Source organism: Rickettsia endosymbiont of Pantilius tunicatus (genome assembly GCF_964291875.1).
In the GTDB taxonomy this organism is placed as follows: domain Bacteria; phylum Pseudomonadota; class Alphaproteobacteria; order Rickettsiales; family Rickettsiaceae; genus Rickettsia.
Window position 1 is genome coordinate 1,307,789 of sequence record NZ_OZ198175.1, and the last position, 22,334, is coordinate 1,330,122.

Genomic DNA, 22,334 nt, shown 5'->3' on the forward strand with positions numbered 1-22,334 from the left:
ATTATTCAACAACCTTTGGAGTAATAAAATATTTCACTTCTTTAGCAAGCTGCCAGCTAGCACCTTGAACATTATCAAATAATTCATTTGAATGGTCTTTGCTTGTAACTTCATCAGGTCGCATTCTTGCTTGCATGTCACAAACAGAAGTTAAAGGCTTAACATCGGTGCAATCTACTTCATTTAAAATATCAATCATATCCATTATAGAGCTAAGCCTGCTAGAGAATTCCTCTACCTTATCTTCTTCAAATTTAAGCCTTGCAAGCTTTGCTATTTTTTTTACTTCTTCTCTTGTAATCATAATTTATTTTGTTTTCTTTATTCGGTTGTTTCATTGATACCAAATCGTCATTGCGAGGAGATTCGCAGAAGAAGGCGGAGGCAATCTCAGGAGTTTGCTTTATGAGATTGCCACGCTCCTTGCAGTCGCGTAGCTTATGACAATTGAATTATCACACAGTCATTATTTCTTGCTCTTTCTGCTTTATCGCCAAATCAACTTTGCTGCTATATTCGTCAGTTAGTTTTTGCACCTGTTCTGCTAAACTATGATGTTCATCTTTTGCTATGATATTATCCTTTTCCATTTTTTTGAGCTCTTCATTTCCGTCTCTTCTAATATTACGTAATGAAATTTTAGTATCTTCACCATATTTATGAGCAAGTTTTGCAAGCTCTTTACGTCTTTCTTCTGTTAAAGCAGGTATAGGTAGCCTAATTAATTGCCCATCTGATGATGGAGTTAAACCAAGATTTGCTACTGTGATTGCTTTTTCTACTGATGATACCATAGATTTATCCCAAACCTGCACATTAATTGTTCGCGCATCTGGAGTTGTTAGAGAAGCAACTTGTGAAAGTGGCATTCTATCACCATAAGCTTCTACAGTTACGCTATCAAGTAAATTAACTGAGGCTCTGCCGGTACGAAGCCCTTTAAGCTCATGATCTAAAACCTTTAAAGCCTTATCCATCTTATCTTGTAAATTTTTTTTAAGAGTTACTTTATCCATAATTTTTCATCCATATGTTTTAATATAATGTGAAGTATTTTAAGAATTAGATTTTATTTTGAGGGGTGACTACTCGCAGCCTATACTAATAGGTGAGGATACGAATCCCCGATAAAATGAAAAAATAATTTTTAAAAGATAAACATTATCCCTCGATTAATGTATATTCACCTTGCCCTTGAACTACTTTGGCAATATTACCTTTTTCTTTTATTGAAAATACCTTTATCGGTAAGTTATTTTCTCTAGCAACTGCTATGGCTGCTATGTCCATAACTTGCAGGTTGTTAGTTATAACATCTTTATAGTTAATAGTGAAATATTTTTTAGCATTCGGATTTTTTTTCGGATCAGAATCATATACACCATCAACTTGCGTTGCTTTTAGCAAAACATCACAATTCATTTCTATTGCACGTAGTACTGCTGCACTATCGGTTGTACAAAATGGATTACCAGTACCACCAGCAAAAATTACTACTCGTTTTTTTTCCATATGTCTCTTAGCTCTGCGGCGAATATAAGGTTCACATACGCTCATCATAGGAATAGCCGATAAAACTCTTGTATAGATGTTTAGGCTTTCCATAACATTTTGCAGTGTTAAAGCATTAATAACAGTTGCAAGCATACCTATATAATCTGCTGATGCTCTATCCATACCAACCAATGCTGCATTAATTCCACGATAAATATTTCCGCCGCCAACTACGATGGCAACTTCTACACCTAAATCAATAAGCTCTTTAATATCTCCGGCAATCTTTTTTATTGTATCATAATCATGACCAAATTGCTTATCGCCCATTAAAGCTTCACCTGAAACTTTCAACAAAACCCGTTTATATTTTAAATTTGATGTCATATCCTCAAAATTCTTTTAATCATTTTACCATTATGTAAATCATCAATTGATGATTTATCGAGTGCATGAACTAATAACATATTATTATTTATATCTAACGTCACTGTACCAGGAGTTAAAATAATTGAGTTGCCATATATTATTTCACCTATATCTTCTAATCCTTCTGCGTCAACCCATTCAAAAACCGGTTCTATAACTATATTCCTTTGCCAAATTATTTTAATAACTGAAAAAGCTGACTTACATATTTCCCAAAATAACCAAGTAAAATATAATATAATTGAAATTTTAGTGGGCATTGGTGTTTCCTGATAGCTTGATATTTGAAGTAAAAGGAATTAGCAACATTATAAGTATAAATAATAACGCTATCATATTAAATATATTATTTATTGCAATTACAAATGCATCCATATTTATTTTATTAGCCAATAATAAATATGAGGCTTTTTCTGGATTAAATACTTTTCCGCTTAATAATGCGTTGTATGAATCTAATTGCTCCATTGCAATTATAGAAGTGGAGGGGATGTTTTCCGATAGATATTGCATAAAAATTTTAGTATCATTAGTTAGTATAGTACTAATTACTGCTAGTCCTACTGCTCCTCCAAGGTTACGAGTGAGGTTATAAAGACCGCTTGCATTCCCTACTTTATCCCTTGGCATATTGCCAAGAGCTATGTTATTCGTTGGTATAAAACAAAACATCAAAGAAAGCCCTCTAACGAATTGTGGTAATATAAATTCGGCAAATTTAGAATCAGGTGTCAGAAAGCTATTTAGGTGACATCCAAGGGCAAAACCTCCAAGCCCTATAATCAGCATTAGCCGTAAATCTACGCCCGCTCCTAGCATTCTTCCAGCTAGTGGTGCTGATAAAAATTGTGCTATTCCCGTTACCATCATAGTAGCACCAATTTGCAGAGTATCATAACCTGCTATGGTAAATAAGAATAATGGTAATATATATACTGCTCCATATAATCCTATACCCATAACAAAAGAATAGAGACAGCCAAACGTAAAATCTTTATAGAGAAATGTTTTTAAATCTAAAATTGGGTTTATAAAAGTTAGTTCTCTGATTATTAATAAAATAAAGCCTAAGGCTACAGCAATACTTAAAAATAATATTAAATTATCCTCAAGCCAGCCTTTTTTATTACCTTCCTCTAAAACGTATTGTAGTAAACCAAGAGTCAAAGCCATAATAGCTATGCCAAGGAAATCAAAATTTTTCAGTAAATTGTAATTTGGTTTGTCAAAATGACCATATAAAAAAACTACGCTACATACAAAAATACCAGGTATAACATTCAGCAAAAACATAAAATGCCATGATAAAATTTCTGTAATATACCCTCCAAGTGTTGGACCTAAAGTTGGTGCAACAGTTACAACAAGCCCAATTAATATAGTAATTTTAGGACGTTGTGATGGCGGAAAAATTATAAAAACAGTGCTAAAAACTGTTGGTATCATAGCACCGCCAAAAAATCCTTGTAACGCTCTAAAGATAATCATTGATTCAATATTCGTTGCAAGTGAGCATAATACGCTCATAATCGTAAACCCAAGAGCTGCAACAAAGTAAGAGATTCTAGTGGAAAGTAATCTTGCTAAGAATCCCGTAATCGGAATTATGATAACCTCAGCTATTAAATAAGAGGTTTGAACCCAAGAAAGTTCATCACTTGAAGCGGCAAGTCCTGCTGCTATTACGGATAATGAGCTTGCAACAATTTGGATATCAAGCACTGACATAAACATACCGACAACCATACCAAAAAAAGCAAATAATTGTTGCTTAGAAAGAGGAGGGGTAACCTGAGAATTATCGTTTGACATAATTAAATAATATAGTTTAACTAAATTATATTATTAATTATCATTAACGTATAAGGAATTTTCAAAAATTTACTTTAAAAATTAAATTAACTAGTGACATGATAATATATTGATTTAGATTTCTTTTAATTCTATTAATGGAACTTCTATCCATACACCATAATCAAAATCATCTTCATCATCCCACTCATCAGTAAAATTTTTATCTATAAGAAATGTATTAAATATTTCGGTTGTTTCATTTACTTGTCTAAAAATATTTTTTAAATTTATGTCTATATTTTTTCCAACCCCAAGAAAATTATTTCTTATAGAATTCACAAAAATATTCTCCTTATTGTCTATATTTGGTGCCTTTAAAGTAAGAGCTTAAATTACTAAGGCATAAAAAAATAGTGAGTAATTAAGTTGAGGTGAATTTTGATATATAGATATTCTGTTTTTCTATATTCTCGTAACAAAATGCAATATATTTATACCTAGGGTATATTTGGGTATGATTATCTTCTTGCTTTTTTCAAAGACTAAAATATATTTAAAAATAATGAATTTATGTTTTTATATTACATTTGTATTCAACTGGATAGTATTGTTAGTTTTATAATCAATTTATATGGATTTATAAGATAAGTTGTTGCTAGCTTTTACTTATTTAAACTGATTATGGTTTAGCAATAATGTTTCTTAATTATATACATGTAATTATAATAACCACGTTTAAAATAAAATATCAACTATAATATTTCTTTAATTTTTACAAAGAAAATTTTAATTTGTTATAAAAATACAACTATAATTTGAAACTCATGTCAGATACAGTATTGCAAAAGAATTTATATAAATTCATAAAGGAACGTAATATTCAAATTACAGAACTTGAGAGAAAGGCAGAGTTATAGCTTAATGCGATAAGGTAGTGACTTTTTCAAGAGCATAGTAAACCGCATCAAAAAAGTGCTCAAAATTATAAACAGTTTTTCTTATTTCGTTCTTGATTTTAAACCAGTAATGCTCAATAGGATTTAAATCAGGAGAGTAAGTTGGTAAAAATAAAATACTGCAACCAACAGATTCAATTAACGTTTTCACTTTTGTACTTTTATGAAAATTAATATTATCCATTACTACTATCTGACCAGGCTTTAACTCTTTGATCAATATCTCTTGTACATAAGTTTCAAAAATGTCCTTATTACATGTCCCATCAAATATTATTGGGGCAATAATATCTTTGGCAGACACCCCAGCAATCATACTAATCCGTGATTTATATTGATAGCCCCTTTCACCATAACATCTTTGACCGATAATGCTCCACCCGTGTTCTCTACAGCTATTATCTTCTATCCCAGATTCATCGATAAATACTAAATCTTGTTTGTCTATAGTTTTTAGTTTCAATATAAACTCATTCCTTAGACCAACATCTCTTTTGGGATGAAGAAAAGTTTTTTTTATAACTATAACCTAATTTATTAAGCAATCTTGATATCGTACTTGCAGATACTTTTTGACTCCAGTTGTTAGCTAGTTCCATGGTGGTTTTATCAAAATTTAATTCTATAAATTTTTTAAATCCTTCTATGTCTCTTATTATTCTACGATGTCCTGTATGATAACCACTTTTTGCTTTGATATCGCCGGTTTGTTTCTTTAATTTTTTCCATTCTATTATAGTCTTCCTACTAATAGAGTATATCTCAGAAGTCTCTTTTATTGTTTTACCATCTGTTAAACTTTTTATTACTCGTATTCTTAAATCGTATGAATATGCCTTTGCCATAAGTTTTTCATTTAGTATAATCTAACTCATACTCTAAGTCACTATCTTATCGCATTAAGCTATAAAGAAAAATAGTGTTTATAATATTGTTAAAGGTATATCTAGAAAACCTTCTGCGGAAATTCTACAAACAATAGCTGATACTTTAGGTGTTTCAATTAAAGATTTATATAATCCTAATATTAAAGTTAATGATTATCTTGGTCAAGATGATTATATCTTATTTCAAAAAATATTGCCTGAGATAATAAAAACAATAAAAAAATTAAATCTAATAGTTTCTGAACAGAATTTTCTCAAATCTTAAATGAAGTATTTAATTACTACCGCCCTACACCTGATGAATCTATTGATAATAAAATTATTGAATGGATATTACATCAGCGTGTCCAAGAAAAATATTCAATATGATATTTAGTTTTTATTGTTTAAATATTTAGTGAAATCTAATATCTTCCCTGTATTTAAATTAGAGTTATTTAATGGAGGATACACTATTTCTATTAAGTGTGAGTCATCATGCGAGAAGATATTATATTTAAATTTATGTTCATTTAACGATTTAAATATCTTATAGCAATTTAAAATAAAAAGATCTGTATATTCTTCTATTATAATATCAGATAATTTAATCATTTTCCTTTCATCTAATGAAAAACAATCGTTAGTAATAGTAATTTTATCTTGGTTAAAATCTATCTTAATTATTTGAGGAATATTGCTTTGTCTATCTATAAATTTTACCAAGTTAAATACCAAGCTAAATATTAATTGATAAAAAACTTCAAGAGAGCAATTAATTTCAATGTCTTTTATATCGTTAGTAGTTCTAATACCAATTTTAGCGAAATAAGGAGCAAAATATTCTTGTAATAGCTTGATTAAATTTTCAATATTAATTTTAGTAAGGGACAAATCAGTCAGGTTTATAGGAAAAAGTTGATTTTTAAAAGGAAAATCATTTGGATTGTATGTATCTCCTAATTCTTGTTTTAAATATATTTCTGTTAATTTTTTTATAAAAAGCTTTCTTAAGTCATGATCGGCTTTATTGTTATTTATCAATGCTGTATTTATTTCTGTTTCTTCATATATTTCTTGATGTAAAACCCTAAAATTTTGTTGCAAGGTATTATATATTTTAAAATATATAGATACTAATATTGAAAGAACTAAAAATGAGCTGATAATACAAATTAACATATTTCTCCGTAATAAATATGTTCCATCTAAATAAAATTTTGAATCTTTCTTAATACCTAATTTTAAATTTAAAATGTTATTTGCTTCTATAAGTTTACTTTCAGTCAGATAATCTTCTATGGTTATTCTTTCAGAAAATATGTCGTAATTATTCAAGCTTAATTTATAAATTATGAAAGGGGGAAATATTTTATTTATGATCTCTTTTAATTTGTGTAGATTAAATATGTATTCTTCTTTTTTATTTCTTACTTTTATAGAATCGGCACTTACTATAATTAAATTTACAGTAGTCTTGAATTTGGGAATAACTTCAAAACCTTTAAATAGGAAGAATTCTTTATTTGGTATAGAGCTATTAAGAGCATTCTCTAGGTCTTGTGTAAGTAAACTTGATATACTACTTGCATAAGCTTTGAGTAACACTTTATATTCTTTTTTCTGATAATATATTAAACAATAATAGGTTGAAATATTAAAAATAAGAAAAATCAAAATGCTATAATACAAGAAACTATCTTAATAATAGTATGTTTCACTAAATACCTTTATCTATTTTAGTGCATTGTTGTTATGTGGATAGAAAAGCATCCTAGATGTTATTTAATTGTTTTCCGTCGTTGCTAAGAATGTATAAAAACTTTTTTAGAATCATGCAACAAGGTTGCTCAAGCAATTAGATGACATTATATTTGACTGGATTGACTCATTTTGTTCGCCAAGCCCATGATGATTGGGTATCATAACGCAATATTGTCATGGTATGACGCATTTCTCTACTGATTCATGCAATAAAATCTAGTTAAAAATGATATAGATGTTTTTTAACAAAGCCGTCCAAATCCTTTAATGATAAAGGAAAAACCAAAATCATACAACAGTGCATCTATTTTAGGGAAAAATTTTATAGTTTTTCTACTAAAAGTCAATTTTTAAATGTAAAGTTATATAAAAAGTTTAATTACATGCTTTATTTTGCTACTATTATGATATTAATGTAATAAAAATAAAATTTCGTCATATACTTTTCTGCGTTTTTTGTAATTATATCCATATTACCTAATATTGTTTTAGCGTTCCTAAAAATGCGTGACTTTACCACGCTTGAAAGTACAGAACTTATATAGTTATTAGCAACTTGGTCAATAGATTCTTTAATTATTAGTATATCCATTAATTTTTAATATTTCTCAGCTATAACATAATATATTTCAAATGTGGGGTTATCTTCATTTGGCTCAATATTAGTGATTAAAGCAAATTTGGAAATATTATAAATATCATCATCTAAATGAGCCTTATCCGAGGTGATACAATTTAAAAATTCTTTTGAAAAACTTTGGTTATTTGATTAAGTTACTTTTAATCTTTTTTACTTGTGATGTATGATTTATAAAATAGCTAACAGGTGTAACAAGATTAGATATTTGTTCCCTTGCGAATATATTCTTACTAATTAAGAGTATAATAGTCAGTAATATATTTTTTTATAATCTTTGCTAATTCTAATTTTAGATGTAAATATTTAGGGTTTTTTCGATCAAAAGTCAATAAAATTTGATTACAATACAAAATTAATGCTGCAACTTTTAATTTTCAACTAGATTATCTTGACTAAATCATAATAACATGCTCTTATTTCATTTATAATCAAACTAATAATAAAATTAATTTGATTTATTAAGAAAAATTTATTATACTATTAATTTTTATTAACATATTAATTGATCAAGATGGAAAATCAGACACAAAAATTTATATCTTTTTCAGAACACAAAGCTGATATAGAGCGAATAAAACAAGCAATAGAAGAAGGTTGGGCAATAGTAAAACTAGTGCCTAATAAGGGACGTTTTATTGGTCTTTTGGAAAAAATTTCACATGCAGAAGATGATGAAACTGTATATATCCCACCAAGAAAAAAAATATTAGTCAATTAATATTTTTTTCTAAAATTTATGTCATCATTTCCTTTTACTCTTTTCTTTTAAAAGTGGTATAAAATTGTTATTTTAAAAGAAAAGAACTTTATAATGCCATCATTCGAACAAACAAAAATCTTACCTTATAAACCTCAAGAATTATTTAATTTAGTTTGGGATATAAAATCTTATCCTAAATTTCTACCTTGGTGTGTAGCTAGCAGAGTGATTTCAGAAAATAGCGAGGAAGTCATTGCGGATCTTGTGATTCAGCTGAAAGGTTTTTCAGAAAGTTATCGTTCTCATGTTACTAATAAAATAATAGATGATAAAGAATATTTGATTAATACGTTGGCTATTTCGGGTCCTTTTAAGTATTTAAAAAGTACTTGGCAATTTACTTCTCATCCTATAGGGACTGAGCTAAAATTTTTTATTAATTTCGAAATGAAGTCTAGAATGCTTGAGAAATTAGTTGGTAGCTATTTTATTAAAGTAACCGAAAAAATGATTACAGCTTTTGAAGAAAGGGCGAGAGGAATTATTAAGTAAGGTAAAGAAACTTTAATTTTACCTTACTTAATTGATAGAAAACTTATAATACAGCTTCTATAGCATTTCCTGATAATTGCACGTCGGTGCTATAAACATTATCATAAACAAAAGTTGCAGCTGCAGCTGCTCCGTTTACTGCACATAAAGCACCTTCATAAACTGTAGATCCTGCATCATATAATGCATGAGCAGTATTTTTTATGCACTCTATTACATTTTCCGAATTAGCAGCTACTGTAACCGCTACAGTACCCACCATACTAGCTGTAGGATGGAAAAATATTGTACTAGCAAGGCTTTTTACTATTACCTTTGCAAATTCTGGTAAAGCAAACCCAAAAGCATATCCTGTCATTACTGACCCAGATATTTCTTTAAAAGTAATAAGGCCTAAAAGAATTTGTGGTAAAGTTTTTACGGCATAACCTGCTGCTTCAGCAAAATGCTGACCACAATTTATAGCTGATTCTTGAGTATTATAAAGGTGTGTTTCACTGCTACTAGCAAAATAATTAAACATTTTAGAAAACATTAACTCTCTCCATTGTTAAGTTAAATTACCATATTTCATGGTTTTCAAAGTTTGAGTAAAAACTACCATAAAGTATAAGTAAATAAATGTCAATTATTAAGTTAAATATTGTTAATAATTTATTTCTTATTTAAAGCAACTAAGTAAATTTCTGTTGATTCTTTGCGACTAGATGATGGTTTGAAATGTTTGACGGTAGAAAATTCACGTTTAACTTTATTTAAAAGCTCATTTTCAGCTCCGCCACGAAAGATTTTGGCAATAAAATGACCGGAAGGGTTTAAGACTTTTAAAGCAAACTCAAAAGCTTGCTCGCATAAAAGTAAAGTTCTTATATGATCGGTAGCTTTATGACCTATAGTATTTGATGCCATGTCACTCAGTACTATATCAGCTTTGCCTTTTAAAGCTTGTATAATCAATTCTTCAGTATCTTTTTCAAAGAAATCTTTTTGAAAAGACTCTACTCCAGGAATTGGCTCAATTTCAAGTAAATCAACTGAAATTATTTTATTTTTTAAATTACCATCAGTGGCTTTAATAAGTTTAGAAGCTACTTGACTCCATCCTCCTGGGGCTGCTCCTAAATCTACTACTTTCATATTTGGGGTAAAAATTTTAAATTTTTCATGAATTTCAAGAAGTTTATATGCAGCTCTTGATCTAAAGCCTTCAATACGTGCTTTTGCAACATAAGGATCATTTAGCTGACGCTTTAGCCAGTTACTAGAAGAAACAGTACGTTTTTTAGAAGTTTTAACTCTAACAAACTTATTCCTATAGCCGCTTAAATTATTTGTCATAAAATCTTTTATTTTCGTGTGCTATTTTATCTAATACAGAATTAACAAAGCCTATTTCGTGATCATTTAGCATATCATTTGCTATATCTGTGTATTCATTAATTACTACTTTAGCAGGTATATCTGGAAAAAATAATAATTCACATATACCACTGCGTAATAAAGCTTGTAGCAAAATAGGTATATGATTTTGGTTTTTATCATTTACCAGATGATTACTTATAATTTCATCTATTTTATCAATATTTTCAAATACCAACTTTACCAACATTTTAAAATGACTTATAGTTAGTGATATTTTTACTGGTGAATCAGTCATAGAAGTATCGTTGCGATAAAAAGAAAGTACATTTTCTATTATATCATCTATATTGTCATTGTTCCGTAACATATGTTGATATATAGCTTGTATTGCTGCAATACGTGCAATCGACTTCTTATTGATTTTATTTGAACTCATAAAAAGAAATAAAGTTTTAAATTTAGTATACTATACTTTAAAACTACTTATTTGTATACTCGTTTAATTTGGAAAATTGACCACGTCATTCTGTAAGTACTGCGGTACTTGTGTATTAAGTATATGCTTCGTGCCTAGCACTTATGGACTCCTTTCTCTTTTCCAAATTAAACTTTGTCTACCTACATATTAATAATAAAAAATTATGTTATCTATAGTCGGATTTATTATAACAATTAGTATCTTGGTGTTTATCCACGAGCTAGGGCATTATGCAGTTGCAAGATTCTTTAATGTAAAAATCGAAGAATTTTCGATAGGCTTCGGCAAAGATTTAATCGGTATTACAGACTCAAAAGGGGTTAGGTGGAAAATTTGTTTATTGCCCCTTGGGGGATATGTTAAGATTTATGGTTATGATCGAAACATTATGGATAAAATGCAAGAAATAAATGAAAAAGTAACGTTTTATGCTAAATCCTGTTTTGAGCGTTTTTTAATAGTTGCAGCAGGACCTTTAATTAATTATTTACTTGCCATAATAATATTTGCCGGATTTTATTTTTGCCTTGGTAAAGTAGAAATTCAGCCTGTAATAGGAGAGGTAATAGCTGAATCACCAGCAGAAAAAGCTAATTTACGAGAGGGTGATAGGATTATTAAAGTTAATAATAAATTAGTTAAAGATTTTAGTGATGTACAAAAAGAAATACTAATTGGCGGTTTAAATTCTTCTACTTTATTAATAGAGCGAAAAGGTGAAGAATTTACTGCTAGTATAATGCCTGAAGAAGTAGTGGTAGAAAAAGCTAGAAAAATACTGCGTATTGGTATTATGGCTAAAAATGAACCAGTTCATACTAAAGTAGGTATATTATCGAGCTTATCAGAGGCTATATCTGATACTATAGATATATCGGCTGTAACTTTAAAAGCAGCATCACAAATGATTGTAGGAAAGCGATCAGTAAGCGAAATAGGAGGTCCGGTAGCTATTGCAAAAGAATCAGGGAGAACTTTAGAACATAGTATAGAGATGTATTTACTATTTATAGCAATGCTTTCAGTAAATTTAGGACTACTTAACCTACTACCTATACCAGTACTTGATGGTGGTCATTTAGTATTCATATTATATGAAGCCGTGACGGGTAAATTACCGAATATCAAAGCTAGAAATATTTTATTACAAATAGGAATAATGATAATAATTTTTCTAACTGTAATTTCTTTTTCTAACGATATAAAAAATTTATTCTCTTAAGTGGGTAGATTTACTTGCTCTAGATAATATAATTTACTATAGTGTACGTTTAACGTAAAAATTTTAAATAATCTTATAAGAAGGTTTTAGGTGATAATCAGGTCAATTATTAAATTAGCAATTTTAACAGTAACAATTTTTTATTATAACATTTCCCTAGCAGACTCAGTTATTCGTAAAATAACTATAGAAGGTAATCATAGAATTGAACGCTCTACTATTGAGAGCTATTTAAAGCTAAAAGCGGGAGAAAGTTATAATAGTGTAAAAGAAGACGAAGCAATAAAGCGTTTATATGCTACTTCACTTTTTAGAAACATCAAAATGAATATGTCAAGTGATGGTAATTTAATTGTTAGCGTTACTGAAACTCCATTTATAAGTAGCGTAGTGTTTAGAGGTAACTCTAAAATAAAAGCTAATATGCTATCTAAAGAGATTTATACAATTGCAGGTGAGTCTTTAAGCCAAGCTAAAATTGAATTAGATGTAAAAAAAATATCAGAAATTTATAAACGTAGCGGGCGTTTTGCTACTATAGTAACGCCTAAAATTGAAGATTTAGAAAATTATAGAGTTAAGGTTATTTTTGATATCGCAGAAGGACCAAAAACCGGTATTAAATATATTTATTTTAGTGGTAATGAGAATTATAGCGATTCAGAGCTTAAATCGATTGTTTTAACTAAAGAATCTCGTTGGTTTCGTTTCTTAGATAGTAATGATACTTATGAACCTGATTGTATTGAATATGATAAAGAATTATTAAAAGAATTCTATCAATCAGTGGGTTTTGCAGATTTTAGAGTAATTTCAGTATCGGCTGAATTAAATAATACTAAAGAATATTTCGTTCTTACATATTCTCTTGAAGAGGGAGAAAAATATAATTTTGGTGATGTTACTATAGAGAGCAAATTAACCAATATCGATATAACTCCTGTTAATAAGATTGTCAATATTAAGCAAGGCAGTGTTTTCAATATGAAAACAGTTAAAAATATTGCTGATAAAATTGGAGAATATTTTACAGCAGCAGGCTATCCAGCGGTAAATGTTTATCCTGATATTGTAAAAAATCCTGATCGTACTATTAATATTAAATTTATTATAGAGAAAGCCGATAAGATTTATATCAATAAAATTAATATTATTAATAATCTTAAAACTGAAGATCATGTCATAAGAAGAGAGTTTAAGTCTGAAGAAGATGACATACTTAACCGCTCTTATATTGAAAAAGGAGAACGTAATCTTAGAAATTTAGATTATTTTGAGAAGATAGGAATTACTTTTGCTCAAGCGAAAACTAAAGATAAATATGACTTAAATGTTGAGGTTGATGAAAAATCTACTTCTTCTGTTGGTTTTGATTTAGGATATAACACCACAGGCGGTGTATTTGGTCGCTTCTCTTTCTTAGAGCGTAACTTAGTAGGTACAGGTAAAATACTTAATGCTGGTGTGCAAGTGAGTAAAAATACTGCCAGCTATTATGGTGGTATTACAGATCCACATTTCTTAGATCGTGATTTATCTTTAGGAGTAAGTGGTTTTATCAATAAAAGTGGTCGTGGTCAGAGTGTACTTTCTAACACAGATCAAAAATATAGACAACATTCTGTAGGTGGTAAAACTTCCTTAGGTTATGAAATCAAGGAAGATTTAAGTCACGAAATAGATTATTTAATTAAACGTGATACCTTGAGTGCTCCATCTCCATCAAGCTCGATATTTTTACAGGAACAAATGGGTAAGTTTATTACTTCTGCTATTGGTCACACCATTGCTTATGATCAAAGAGATAGTAAAATTATTGCGAAGAATGGTTATTTAGTAAGCGTTAGTCAAGAATATGCGGGTATTGGAGGTGATAATAAATATCTGAAACATGAAGTTGATGGTAAATATTATAAATCTTTCATACAAAATAAGCTTACTTTAAAACTATCTGCTTCTGGAGGTGATATTGCAGCACTTGGCGGACGAGTTATTAGAATTTCAGATCGCTTTAATTTAGGTGATTATAGCTTAAGAGGTTTTGCTAGTGGTGGTGTTGGACCACGTGAAAAAGTTACTAATGAAGGTTTAGGCGGTAAAAGATATTATACATTTTCTACTGAACTTAACTTTCCAACTCCAGTACCTGAAGAATTTAATTTAACTGGTGCGGTATTTATGGATTTAGGAAGCTTATGGGGAGTAGGATTAAATAAAGCGAAATATCAAAGCCCAAATGGTATCTATAATGATAAATCACTTAGAGCTTCAGTTGGTTTCGGGTTTATTTGGGTAACACGCTTTGTACCAATTAGAATGGACTGGGGTTTTGCGGTTAAGAAGAAGAAATACGACGATACGCAGCATTTCCATTTAAGATTTTCTACACATCTTTAGTGGTATTATAATCTAATTTGCTTTATGCTTTATTGCATAGCTGAAAAAAGTGTAAAATGTCATTCTAAAACGGTCGTTGTGTTTGCGTGAAGCAGCTTTTCCTTTGGTCATCTAGTTGCTTGACCAATAGTACCGGAGAGCTTTAAAAAAATGTTATATTTTTTTCGGGTGTAGGTGACCTTATATGTCATTCCCGCGGGAGCATTGCCCGCATGGATCATTTCTTTCTGTCATCCCGTGATTTATTCACGGGATCCAGTTAAAAATACTAATAAAATTAGTATTTTTTATTATTTTCTGGATACCGTGGACAAGCCGCGGTATGACACCGAGGGTGTTTTTCGATCCACGCAACAATGCCTTCCGTTGATCGCAGGAATCCAGGAAAAAAACATAAAAGCAGCAAATTTTTAAAATTAAAAGCGTAGGTTATCTTGCTTTATGCTAGATTCCTGCTTTTAGCTAAGAATGACATATAGGACATTTTTCGATCCACGCAGGCAATGCCTACCGTGATTTATTTACGGAATTCAGTGAAAAATATCAATAATATTGATATTTTTAGTTGTTTTTCTGGATTTAGTTCCCAAGCAACTAGATGACACGACCACGTTTTTTGATCTACGCAGACAAGCCTTATGCGGGAATGACATCGAAACCATACAACATGCTGCCACGGTATAGTACAGCTATGAAAACGAACCACAATAATGCCATGCGAAAACTATATTAAGGACGCATTGTTAGTTTCGTGAAGAAAAATTGGTATTACTAACTAATTATAGATATCGTCATTGCAAGGAAAAACTATAAGTTTTGATGAAGCAATCTAGTAAAATACATAGTATTTTTATTATTTTTCCTGGATTGCCGTGATTCTTGCAGTCGTATAGCTTATGACGATATCTATAATTAGTTAGTAATACCAAAAAATTAAATTAATTTTCCTTTACAGAGCCTAGTACTTCCATAATGATACTTTCAAAATAATTTTCTTATTTTAAATTTTTGCCGATGTAGCTCAGCTGGTAGAGCGGCGCATTCGTAATGCGTAGGTCTGGGGTTCAAATCCCCACATTGGCACCGTAAACACAAGACGAATTATTAACAATCCTACATAATTAAACTCAATTGGATTTGGCAACAGGCATCAAGACAAACGCTTATAACTAATAGGCAAACTGACGAACAACTAGCTATCTGCTCAATTCAGGATATACTGCTAATAAATGAAAAGTTTGGTAGACGAATTTATTTGGAAAAGAGCATGGAGTCTGTAAGCCGAGGAGCGGAGCGTACAAAGGTACGTGAGCATCGAAAGGATTTACAAAGACGACATAGCCAATTTTTCAAATAAAACGAGTATACTAGTCGGTTCAATTTGATGATTTAATAGAACTAATTAATTCCATTATTTCATCCCTTTCAAAAAGGTTGCATATGCTGCTTAAGTTATCATTTATATTAATTTTATCAAAAGCTTTATAATGTTCTTACAAAAGTAAATTTTCTAAATAGTTAGTAAGCGAATCAGCAAATTTTTGATTAGTATAAGTTTTTTTGCTTTTTAAAATCTTCTAATGACACTAGGTTGTCCTTAGAATCATTCGCATGGATAATATTACTCTGATCGGATTGAGTAAAATAATTATAGATTCTTTGTATTTTATCAGTATATTGATATGGTAAATTAAGTTGAAGTTTGCGTATTAAAGAATTGAATTAAAGCATTATATAATTGATCAAATTGAGTAATTGTAGCTTTAATCCATCGCTTCATATTGGCCCAAAATTTCTCTATTGGATTTAGATCAGGGGAGTAAGGTGGTAAGAATATTATCCTACAACCTACTGATTCTATTAGTTCTTTGGTCCTTTGAGACTTATGGAAAGCAGCGTTATCCATCACTACAACTTGTCCAGGTTTTAGCTCTTTTATTAAAAATTCTCCAACCCAACTTTCAAATAATTGTCTATTACATGTTCCATTAAATATCATCGGTGCTATACACTCTTTATTAACATAACCAGCTATGATATTTGTTCTGTTGTAATATTTACCGCTTTTTTTACCAATAAGTTTTTCGCTTTTTTTGCCCCATCCTCTATCTTTGCAGATATTTATCTCAATACCACTTTCATCAATATATACAAGATGTTCTATTGGTGTATCTTTTATGACCTCTTGGTACTTATCTCGCTTTTCTTGACTTGCTTCCAAGTAGGAAAAGTCTTTTTTTTATAGCTAAAACCTAGTTGCTTTAACCAATAATACGCACCCACAGAACTCATATTAAAATACGTACCCATTTCTAATAATGTGAAATTAGGATTAGAACTCACGTACAACTCAACATCTTGACTTGTTACCCGTCCTTTTTTGCCTCCTATTCTTCTTGCTAAATAATGTCCTTCGGACTTATATCTCTTATACCAATTCCTTACTGTGTTTGCTGCTATTTCAAATCTTATCGCAGTGCTATTGCAGCTATTACCTCTTTCTACATATCCTATAACTCTTTTTCTAAAATCTTGACTATATGATCTTGGCATTTTCCTTTATATATATCATCCCTATACTCAAACCTCAACTTAATTTACTATAGTTAAACATATAATCAGTTTTACTATAAAGATACATTGATCTTAAAAACATTAGGTTTTGATATTCTGGAATTTTAGGATAGAGATATTCACCTTTCCAATAAGTCCATAAATCAGATGAAAAAAACCTAAAACATATCCTCCGGCATAATGTAAATTATTAAACTTTATATCATCTTCTTTAAATAAAGAAGACAAAGCGTTTGAAAATGAGTCAACCATCTCTTTTATTATAGTTTGAGTATCAATTTTAATAGAAATATTAGGATATTTCTTAGTTATTTCTTGTTGAAAAATTTTAAAAGTAGGAAGTGCTACTTTTTTAATTTTAAAAATTAAGGAAGAGTTATAGATTAATTTTGAATATTCTTCTTTTTTTCTTTGCATGATTGAATTTAATCTAAAATATTACTATGGGACTCTGAAAAAAATAATTTAAAATCTAATGACTCACCCAATCGCCCTTATGATATTTCTTTTCTACAGCTGACCATGCTACTTTATGTGCAACAGTTTCTCTAGAATCATTACCACGTCTTTTTTTAGGAGATTCATATTGTTCAAGCGCATGATTAAAAGCTTCACGATAAATATCTTGAGCATGTTTTGGGAGGTGATTTTTGACTGAATCAGGTATAGCTTAATGCGATAAGGTAGTGACTTTTTCAAGAGCATAGTAAACCGCATCAAAAAAGTGCTCAAAATTAGAAACAGTTTTTCTTATTTCGTTCTTGATTTTAAACCAGTAATGCTCAATAGGATTTAAATCAGGAGAGTAAGTTGGTAAAAATAAAATACTGCAACCAACAGATTCAATTAACGTTTTCACTTTTGTACTTTTATGAAAATTAATATTATCCATTACTACTATCTGACCAGGCTTTAACTCTTTGATCAATATCTCTTGTACATAAGTTTCAAAAATGTCCTTATTACATGTCCCATCAAATATTATTGGGGCAATAATATCTTTGGCAGACACCCCAGCAATCATACTAATCCGTGATTTATGTTGATAGACCCTTTCACCATAACATCTTTGACCGATAATGCTCCACCCGTGTTCTCTACAGCTATTATCTTCTATCCCAGATTCATCGATAAATACTAAATCTTGTTTGTCTATAGTTTTTAGTTTCAATATAAACTCATTCCTTAGACCAACATCTCTTTTGGGATGAAGAAAAGTTTTTTTTATAACTATAACCTAATTTATTAAGCAATCTTGATATCGTACTTGCAGATACTTTTTGACTCCAGTTGTTAGCTAGTTCCATGGTGGTTTTATCAAAATTTAATTCTATAAATTTTTTAAATCCTTCTATGTCTCTTATTATTCTACGATGTCCTGTATGATAACCACTTTTTGCTTTGATATCGCCGGTTTGTTTCTTTAATTTTTTCCATTCTATTATAGTCTTCCTACTAATAGAGTATATCTCAGAAGTCTCTTTTATTGTTTTACCATCTGTTAAACTTTTTATTACTCGTATTCTTAAATCGTATGAATATGCCTTTGCCATAAGTTTTTCATTTAGTATAATCTAACTCATACTCTAAGTCACTATCTTATCGCATTAAGCTATAGGTCGGTATTTGTTTTTGTAAGGCATAAAAAACCTCGCATGTATAATATTGTTTAGAGTCATTCTTGTGGAGGCTTGCCTGCGTGGGTCGAAAAACACCCTAAGTGTCATCTAGTTGTTTGACTACAATAGTAACTAAAAATATCAATATTATTGATATTTTTAACTGGATCCCATGAATAAATCACGGGATGACAGGGGGAAAACGATCCACGCAGGGCAAGCCTCACGCTAGAATGGAATAATATATAAGATATCTTATAACATCAGAGGTTTTATTTCTAGAGAAAAGTTAAGCTTAATTTTATGACCATAAACTTTTCATTTTATCAAAAAAGCTGCCATCATTTTCTTTTTCATTTATAGATTCTTTTCTTAACTCTTCTAATAATTCTTTTTGTCTTTTTGATAAATTTTTAGGCACTTCAACATGCACATGTGCAAGCATATCGTCTCTAATAGTTGATCTTATTTTAGACATACCTTTGCCGCGTAATCTTAGCTGATCACCGTTTTGTGTGCCTGCCGGAATGGTTAAATTAACTTTGCCGCCTTCAATTACCGGCACCGCTACTTCGCCTCCAAGGGCTGCATTTACAAAACTAATAGGTAATTTGCAATGTAAATTTGCTCCATCTACCTTATAAATATCATGAGGTTTTATTGCAATATCAACATATAAATCGCCATTATTGCCGCCTCTAATACCTGCTTCACCTTCGCCTGGATGTCTTATTCGAGTGCCATTTTTAACACCTGCGGGAATATTCACCGATAAATTTCGCTGCTTATGGTAACGCCCTAAGCCATGACATTTTTTACAAGGGTTCTTGATGATTTGACCATTACCTTGGCACTTATGACAAGTTTGTTCAATCATAAAAAAGCCTTGCTGAACTCTAGTTGCACCTACGCCGCCGCAAGCATCGCAAGTAGTTGCAGTTTCACCTTTTTCAGAACCACTACCATGACAAGTATCGCATTTTACTTCACTGGAAAAACTGATATTCTTCTCTATGCCGTGAAACGCTTCTTCTAAATTAATCGTAAGATTATATTTTAAATCAGAGCCTCTAACCTTGCTTGAGGTAGGTTTTCTTCTACCGCCTCCCATAAAGTCGCTAAAGAAATCACCGAATATATCGTTGATATCAGCACCGAAAGGATGACCGCCTTGACTGCTAGCTCCGCCTCTTGCTTGTTGATTTTGGAAAGCATCATGTCCAAATCGGTCATAAGCGGCTCTTTTCTGCTCGTCTTTTAAAACTTCATAAGCAGCATTTATTTCTTTGAATTTTTTCTCAGTGTTTGTATCTCCAGCTGCTGCATTGTCAGGGTGATATTGTTTAGCTAGCTTATGATAGGCTTTTTTAAGATCAGCACTACTTGCTGTTTTGCTAACTCCAAGGATTTGATAATAATCTTGTGACATGAAATTATATTATATGGTTGTTTGGGGCTATATATAACTAATAAAACGTCATTGCGAGGAAATTACAAAGTAATTGTACGTACGCAATCTCAGGATGTTTAATGAGATTGCAACAAAGCTACGCTCCTCGCAATGACGTTTTACTTTACTTCTTCTCTACATCTTCAAAGTCTGCGTCTACTACTTTTTCGTTGCTAGTAGTATTTTCTTCAGAAGCACTATCTGCAGCACCAGCATCGCTTTGTGCTTTATACATTGCTTCGCCAATTTTCATACTAGCAGCGGTTAAGCTTTCTGTTTTTTCTTTAATTAATGCAGCATCTTCTGAATCTAAAACAGCTTTTAAAGCAGATAAGGCTTCTTCTACCCCTCCTTTATCTTCAGACGATAATTTATCACTATAATCTGTTAAGGTTTTTTCAGTAGAATAAACTAAGCTATTAGCAGCATTTTGGGCTTCAATAAGCTCTTTACGTTTTTTATCCTCATCAGCGTTTTTCTCAGCATCTTTAACCATTTGCTCTATTTCAGCATCGTTAAGACCGCCGGAAGCCTGTATTGTTACTCTCTGCTCTTTACCGCTAGCCTTATCTTTAGCCGAAACATGCACTATGCCGTTTGCATCAATGTCAAAAGTCACTTCTATTTGCGGCACGCCACGTGGAGCAGGAGGGATTCCTTCTAAATTAAACTGCCCAAGCATCTTATTATCTTTTGCCATTTCACGCTCACCTTGGAATACCCTAATAGTTACTGCGTGCTGATTATCATCGGCAGTAGAAAATACTTGGCTTTTCTTACTTGGAATTGTGGTATTACGATCAATTAATCTTGTAAATACGCCGCCTAGGGTTTCGATACCAAGAGATAGAGGTGTAACGTCTAGTAATAATATATCAGTTACTTCTTTATTTAATACACCGCCTTGAATAGCTGCACCAAGAGCTACAACCTCATCAGGATTCACGCCTTTATGTGGTGCACGCCCGAAGAATTTTTCCACCGCTTCTTGTACTTTTGGCATTCTTGTCATACCGCCAACTAGCACTACTTCCTGAATATCAGAAGCTTTTAAGCCTGCATCCTTTAAAGCTTTACGGCAAGGTTCTATGGTTTTCTCAATTAAATCATCTACTAATTTTTCAAGTTCTGCTCTAGTAAATTTAATATTTAAATGTTTTGGACCGCTATTATCAGCTGTTATATAAGGCAAATTAATATCAGTGGTTAATGCAGATGATAATTCTTTCTTAGCTTTCTCGGCTGCCTCTTTTAAACGCTGAAGTGCCAGCGGGTCGTTACGTAAATCAATGCCGCTTTCTTTTTTGAAAGTATTTATTAAATGCTCTAATATTCTTGTATCAAAATCTTCACCACCAAGGAATGTATCGCCGTTAGTTGATTTTACTTCAAAAACACCATCACCAATCTCAAGAATTGAAACGTCGAATGTTCCGCCGCCAAGGTCATAAACTGCAATAGTTTTGCTTGCTGATTTATCAAAACCATAAGCAAGAGCTGCTGCAGTTGGTTCGTTGATTATTCGAAGAACCTCAAGCCCTGCGATTTTACCAGCGTCTTTTGTTGCTTGACGTTGTGCATCATTAAAATAAGCAGGCACAGTAATAACAGCTTGTGTTACTTTTTCACCTAAATAATTTTCAGCTGACTCTTTCATTTTTTGTAAGATAAAAGCACTAATTTGGCTAGGTGAATATTTTTTTCCTTCAACTTCAACCCATGCATCACCGTTATCAGCTTTAACTATATTATACGGCACTATTTCTTGATCTTTTTTAACCATCGGATCGGTAAAATTTCTACCGATTAATCTCTTTACTGTATACACAGTATTACGTGGATTAGTTACAGCCTGTCTTTTAGCGGACTGACCAACTAATTTTTCACCATTTGCAAAAGCTATAATCGATGGCGTAGTTCGCTCACCTTCAGAGTTTTCTATTACTTTTGGCTCCTTACCTTCCATCACTGCAATGCAAGAGTTGGTGGTTCCAAGATCTATACCTATTACTTTTCCCATAAATCCTCTATTAATTT

At 31.0% G+C, this 22,334-nt stretch carries 23 protein-coding genes and 1 tRNA gene; 6 read left to right on the top strand and 18 right to left on the bottom strand.

The window, feature by feature from the left end; translation table 11 throughout:
- Position 1: 1 nt before the first annotated feature.
- The 7 genes from gatC to ACICQC_RS07735 form a co-directional block, all read right to left on the bottom strand.
- Entirely contained in the window at positions 2–304 is a 303-nt protein-coding gene (gatC, locus tag ACICQC_RS07705) for an Asp-tRNA(Asn)/Glu-tRNA(Gln) amidotransferase subunit GatC (protein WP_395476578.1), read from the bottom strand.
- A gap of 151 nt (positions 305–455) precedes the next feature.
- On the bottom strand, positions 456–1,016 hold the full coding sequence (gene frr, locus ACICQC_RS07710; RefSeq protein WP_395476579.1) for a ribosome recycling factor: 561 nt from the start codon (positions 1,014–1,016) through the stop codon (positions 456–458).
- Positions 1,017–1,161: 145 nt separating this feature from the next.
- Positions 1,162–1,881, bottom strand: a complete 720-nt coding sequence (gene pyrH / locus ACICQC_RS07715; protein ID WP_395476580.1) for a UMP kinase — start codon at positions 1,879–1,881, stop codon at positions 1,162–1,164.
- Complete coding sequence (locus ACICQC_RS07720) at positions 1,878–2,183, bottom strand: Na+/H+ antiporter subunit E (RefSeq protein WP_395476581.1); 306 nt, start codon at positions 2,181–2,183, stop codon at positions 1,878–1,880. Before ACICQC_RS07720 ends, pyrH begins: the two co-directional genes overlap by 4 nt.
- On the bottom strand, positions 2,173–3,735 hold the full coding sequence (locus ACICQC_RS07725) for a DHA2 family efflux MFS transporter permease subunit (protein ID WP_395476582.1): 1,563 nt from the start codon (positions 3,733–3,735) through the stop codon (positions 2,173–2,175). The genes ACICQC_RS07720 and ACICQC_RS07725 overlap by 11 nt, the downstream gene beginning before the upstream one ends.
- 114 nt (positions 3,736–3,849) lie before the next feature.
- Positions 3,850–4,056, bottom strand: a complete 207-nt coding sequence (locus ACICQC_RS07730) for a hypothetical protein (RefSeq protein WP_395476583.1) — start codon at positions 4,054–4,056, stop codon at positions 3,850–3,852.
- A gap of 579 nt (positions 4,057–4,635) precedes the next feature.
- Positions 4,636–5,518 (bottom strand): IS630 family transposase gene (locus ACICQC_RS07735; RefSeq protein ID WP_395476584.1). Its coding sequence is split into 2 segments (ribosomal slippage): positions 4,636–5,190 and positions 5,192–5,518, totalling 882 coding nucleotides; the frame shifts between segments, so codons are not numbered across the junction.
- A gap of 97 nt (positions 5,519–5,615) precedes the next feature.
- Between ACICQC_RS07735 and ACICQC_RS07740 the strand changes: the two genes are divergently transcribed.
- Positions 5,616–5,825 carry a hypothetical protein gene (locus ACICQC_RS07740; RefSeq protein ID WP_395477687.1) on the top strand — a complete coding sequence of 70 codons (210 nt, stop codon included), beginning with the start codon at positions 5,616–5,618 and terminating at the stop codon, positions 5,823–5,825.
- Positions 5,826–5,932: 107 nt separating this feature from the next.
- Here the strand turns inward: ACICQC_RS07740 and ACICQC_RS07745 are convergent, their stop codons facing one another.
- Positions 5,933–7,147, bottom strand: coding sequence for a hypothetical protein (locus ACICQC_RS07745; protein WP_395476585.1), 1,215 nt, complete (start codon positions 7,145–7,147; stop codon positions 5,933–5,935).
- A gap of 1,307 nt (positions 7,148–8,454) precedes the next feature.
- Between ACICQC_RS07745 and ACICQC_RS07750 the strand changes: the two genes are divergently transcribed.
- On the top strand, positions 8,455–8,661 hold the full coding sequence (locus tag ACICQC_RS07750; protein ID WP_341792573.1) for a DUF2674 domain-containing protein: 207 nt from the start codon (positions 8,455–8,457) through the stop codon (positions 8,659–8,661).
- Positions 8,662–8,754: 93 nt separating this feature from the next.
- The gene (locus tag ACICQC_RS07755; protein ID WP_395476586.1) at positions 8,755–9,195 is read left to right on the top strand and encodes a type II toxin-antitoxin system RatA family toxin; all 441 of its coding nucleotides are present in this window, start codon (positions 8,755–8,757) and stop codon (positions 9,193–9,195) included.
- A 43-nt stretch (positions 9,196–9,238) separates the two neighbouring features.
- Here ACICQC_RS07755 and ACICQC_RS07760 read toward each other — a convergent pair whose 3' ends face one another.
- From ACICQC_RS07760 to nusB, 3 genes are all read right to left on the bottom strand, one after another.
- Positions 9,239–9,730 carry a hypothetical protein gene (locus tag ACICQC_RS07760; RefSeq protein WP_395476587.1) on the bottom strand — a complete coding sequence of 164 codons (492 nt, stop codon included), beginning with the start codon at positions 9,728–9,730 and terminating at the stop codon, positions 9,239–9,241.
- A gap of 119 nt (positions 9,731–9,849) precedes the next feature.
- Positions 9,850–10,533 carry an RlmE family RNA methyltransferase gene (locus ACICQC_RS07765; protein WP_395476588.1) on the bottom strand — a complete coding sequence of 228 codons (684 nt, stop codon included), beginning with the start codon at positions 10,531–10,533 and terminating at the stop codon, positions 9,850–9,852.
- Positions 10,523–10,993, bottom strand: a complete 471-nt coding sequence (gene nusB / locus ACICQC_RS07770) for a transcription antitermination factor NusB (protein WP_395476589.1) — start codon at positions 10,991–10,993, stop codon at positions 10,523–10,525. The genes ACICQC_RS07765 and nusB overlap by 11 nt, the downstream gene beginning before the upstream one ends.
- Before the next feature lie 205 nt (positions 10,994–11,198).
- Here nusB and rseP point away from each other — a divergent pair, with 205 nt between their 5' ends.
- The 3 genes from rseP to ACICQC_RS07790 all read left to right on the top strand — a co-directional run bounded on the left by rseP (position 11,199) and on the right by ACICQC_RS07790 (position 15,737).
- Positions 11,199–12,257, top strand: a complete 1,059-nt coding sequence (rseP, locus tag ACICQC_RS07775; protein WP_395476590.1) for an RIP metalloprotease RseP — start codon at positions 11,199–11,201, stop codon at positions 12,255–12,257.
- Between the two features lie 90 nt (positions 12,258–12,347).
- A complete protein-coding gene (gene bamA / locus ACICQC_RS07780; protein WP_395476591.1) occupies positions 12,348–14,654 on the top strand; it encodes an outer membrane protein assembly factor BamA in 2,307 nt (768 codons plus the stop codon).
- A 1,010-nt stretch (positions 14,655–15,664) separates the two neighbouring features.
- A tRNA-Thr gene (locus ACICQC_RS07790) sits at positions 15,665–15,737 on the top strand.
- Between the two features lie 607 nt (positions 15,738–16,344).
- Here the strand turns inward: ACICQC_RS07790 and ACICQC_RS07800 are convergent.
- The 7 genes from ACICQC_RS07800 to dnaK all read right to left on the bottom strand — a co-directional run bounded on the left by ACICQC_RS07800 (position 16,345) and on the right by dnaK (position 22,317).
- Positions 16,345–16,875, bottom strand: coding sequence for an IS630 family transposase (locus ACICQC_RS07800; protein ID WP_395476342.1), 531 nt, complete (start codon positions 16,873–16,875; stop codon positions 16,345–16,347).
- A complete protein-coding gene (locus tag ACICQC_RS07805; protein WP_395476240.1) occupies positions 16,830–17,207 on the bottom strand; it encodes an IS630 transposase-related protein in 378 nt (125 codons plus the stop codon). The genes ACICQC_RS07800 and ACICQC_RS07805 overlap by 46 nt, the downstream gene beginning before the upstream one ends.
- 102 nt (positions 17,208–17,309) lie before the next feature.
- The gene (locus ACICQC_RS07810) at positions 17,310–17,645 is read right to left on the bottom strand and encodes a hypothetical protein (protein WP_395476593.1); all 336 of its coding nucleotides are present in this window, start codon (positions 17,643–17,645) and stop codon (positions 17,310–17,312) included.
- A 55-nt stretch (positions 17,646–17,700) separates the two neighbouring features.
- The gene (locus ACICQC_RS07815) at positions 17,701–17,895 is read right to left on the bottom strand and encodes a ChaB family protein (RefSeq protein WP_395477688.1); all 195 of its coding nucleotides are present in this window, start codon (positions 17,893–17,895) and stop codon (positions 17,701–17,703) included.
- 3 nt (positions 17,896–17,898) lie between these two features.
- Positions 17,899–18,781, bottom strand: a protein-coding gene (locus ACICQC_RS07820) for an IS630 family transposase (RefSeq protein WP_395476242.1) whose coding sequence is annotated in 2 segments (ribosomal slippage) — positions 17,899–18,453 and positions 18,455–18,781 — 882 coding nt in all. Because the reading frame shifts where the segments join, the coding sequence is not laid out codon by codon here.
- A gap of 367 nt (positions 18,782–19,148) precedes the next feature.
- Complete coding sequence (gene dnaJ / locus ACICQC_RS07825) at positions 19,149–20,276, bottom strand: molecular chaperone DnaJ (RefSeq protein WP_395476594.1); 1,128 nt, start codon at positions 20,274–20,276, stop codon at positions 19,149–19,151.
- A 145-nt stretch (positions 20,277–20,421) separates the two neighbouring features.
- Positions 20,422–22,317: a molecular chaperone DnaK gene (gene dnaK, locus ACICQC_RS07830; protein WP_395476595.1), complete on the bottom strand. Its 1,896-nt coding sequence runs from the start codon at positions 22,315–22,317 to the stop codon at positions 20,422–20,424.
- Positions 22,318–22,334 lie beyond the last annotated feature (17 nt).

What these genes read in the sequence shown, in the direction of transcription:
- ACICQC_RS07765 (WP_395476588.1), bottom strand. Translation starts at nt 10,533, where the DNA reads ATGACAAATAATTTAAGCGGCTATAGGAATAAGTTTGTTAGAGTTAAA.
- gatC (WP_395476578.1), bottom strand. Translation starts at nt 304, where the DNA reads ATGATTACAAGAGAAGAAGTAAAAAAAATAGCAAAGCTTGCAAGGCTT.
- dnaK (WP_395476595.1), bottom strand. Translation starts at nt 22,317, where the DNA reads ATGGGAAAAGTAATAGGTATAGATCTTGGAACCACCAACTCTTGCATT.
- nusB (WP_395476589.1), bottom strand. Translation starts at nt 10,993, where the DNA reads ATGAGTTCAAATAAAATCAATAAGAAGTCGATTGCACGTATTGCAGCA.
- ACICQC_RS07805 (WP_395476240.1), bottom strand. Translation starts at nt 17,207, where the DNA reads ATGCCAAGATCATATAGTCAAGATTTTAGAAAAAGAGTTATAGGATAT.
- ACICQC_RS07725 (WP_395476582.1), bottom strand. Translation starts at nt 3,735, where the DNA reads ATGTCAAACGATAATTCTCAGGTTACCCCTCCTCTTTCTAAGCAACAA.
- ACICQC_RS07755 (WP_395476586.1), top strand. Translation starts at nt 8,755, where the DNA reads ATGCCATCATTCGAACAAACAAAAATCTTACCTTATAAACCTCAAGAA.
- frr (WP_395476579.1), bottom strand. Translation starts at nt 1,016, where the DNA reads ATGGATAAAGTAACTCTTAAAAAAAATTTACAAGATAAGATGGATAAG.
- dnaJ (WP_395476594.1), bottom strand. Translation starts at nt 20,276, where the DNA reads ATGTCACAAGATTATTATCAAATCCTTGGAGTTAGCAAAACAGCAAGT.
- ACICQC_RS07720 (WP_395476581.1), bottom strand. Translation starts at nt 2,183, where the DNA reads ATGCCCACTAAAATTTCAATTATATTATATTTTACTTGGTTATTTTGG.
- pyrH (WP_395476580.1), bottom strand. Translation starts at nt 1,881, where the DNA reads ATGACATCAAATTTAAAATATAAACGGGTTTTGTTGAAAGTTTCAGGT.
- rseP (WP_395476590.1), top strand. Translation starts at nt 11,199, where the DNA reads ATGTTATCTATAGTCGGATTTATTATAACAATTAGTATCTTGGTGTTT.
- ACICQC_RS07750 (WP_341792573.1), top strand. Translation starts at nt 8,455, where the DNA reads ATGGAAAATCAGACACAAAAATTTATATCTTTTTCAGAACACAAAGCT.
- ACICQC_RS07760 (WP_395476587.1), bottom strand. Translation starts at nt 9,730, where the DNA reads ATGTTTTCTAAAATGTTTAATTATTTTGCTAGTAGCAGTGAAACACAC.
- ACICQC_RS07810 (WP_395476593.1), bottom strand. Translation starts at nt 17,645, where the DNA reads ATGCAAAGAAAAAAAGAAGAATATTCAAAATTAATCTATAACTCTTCC.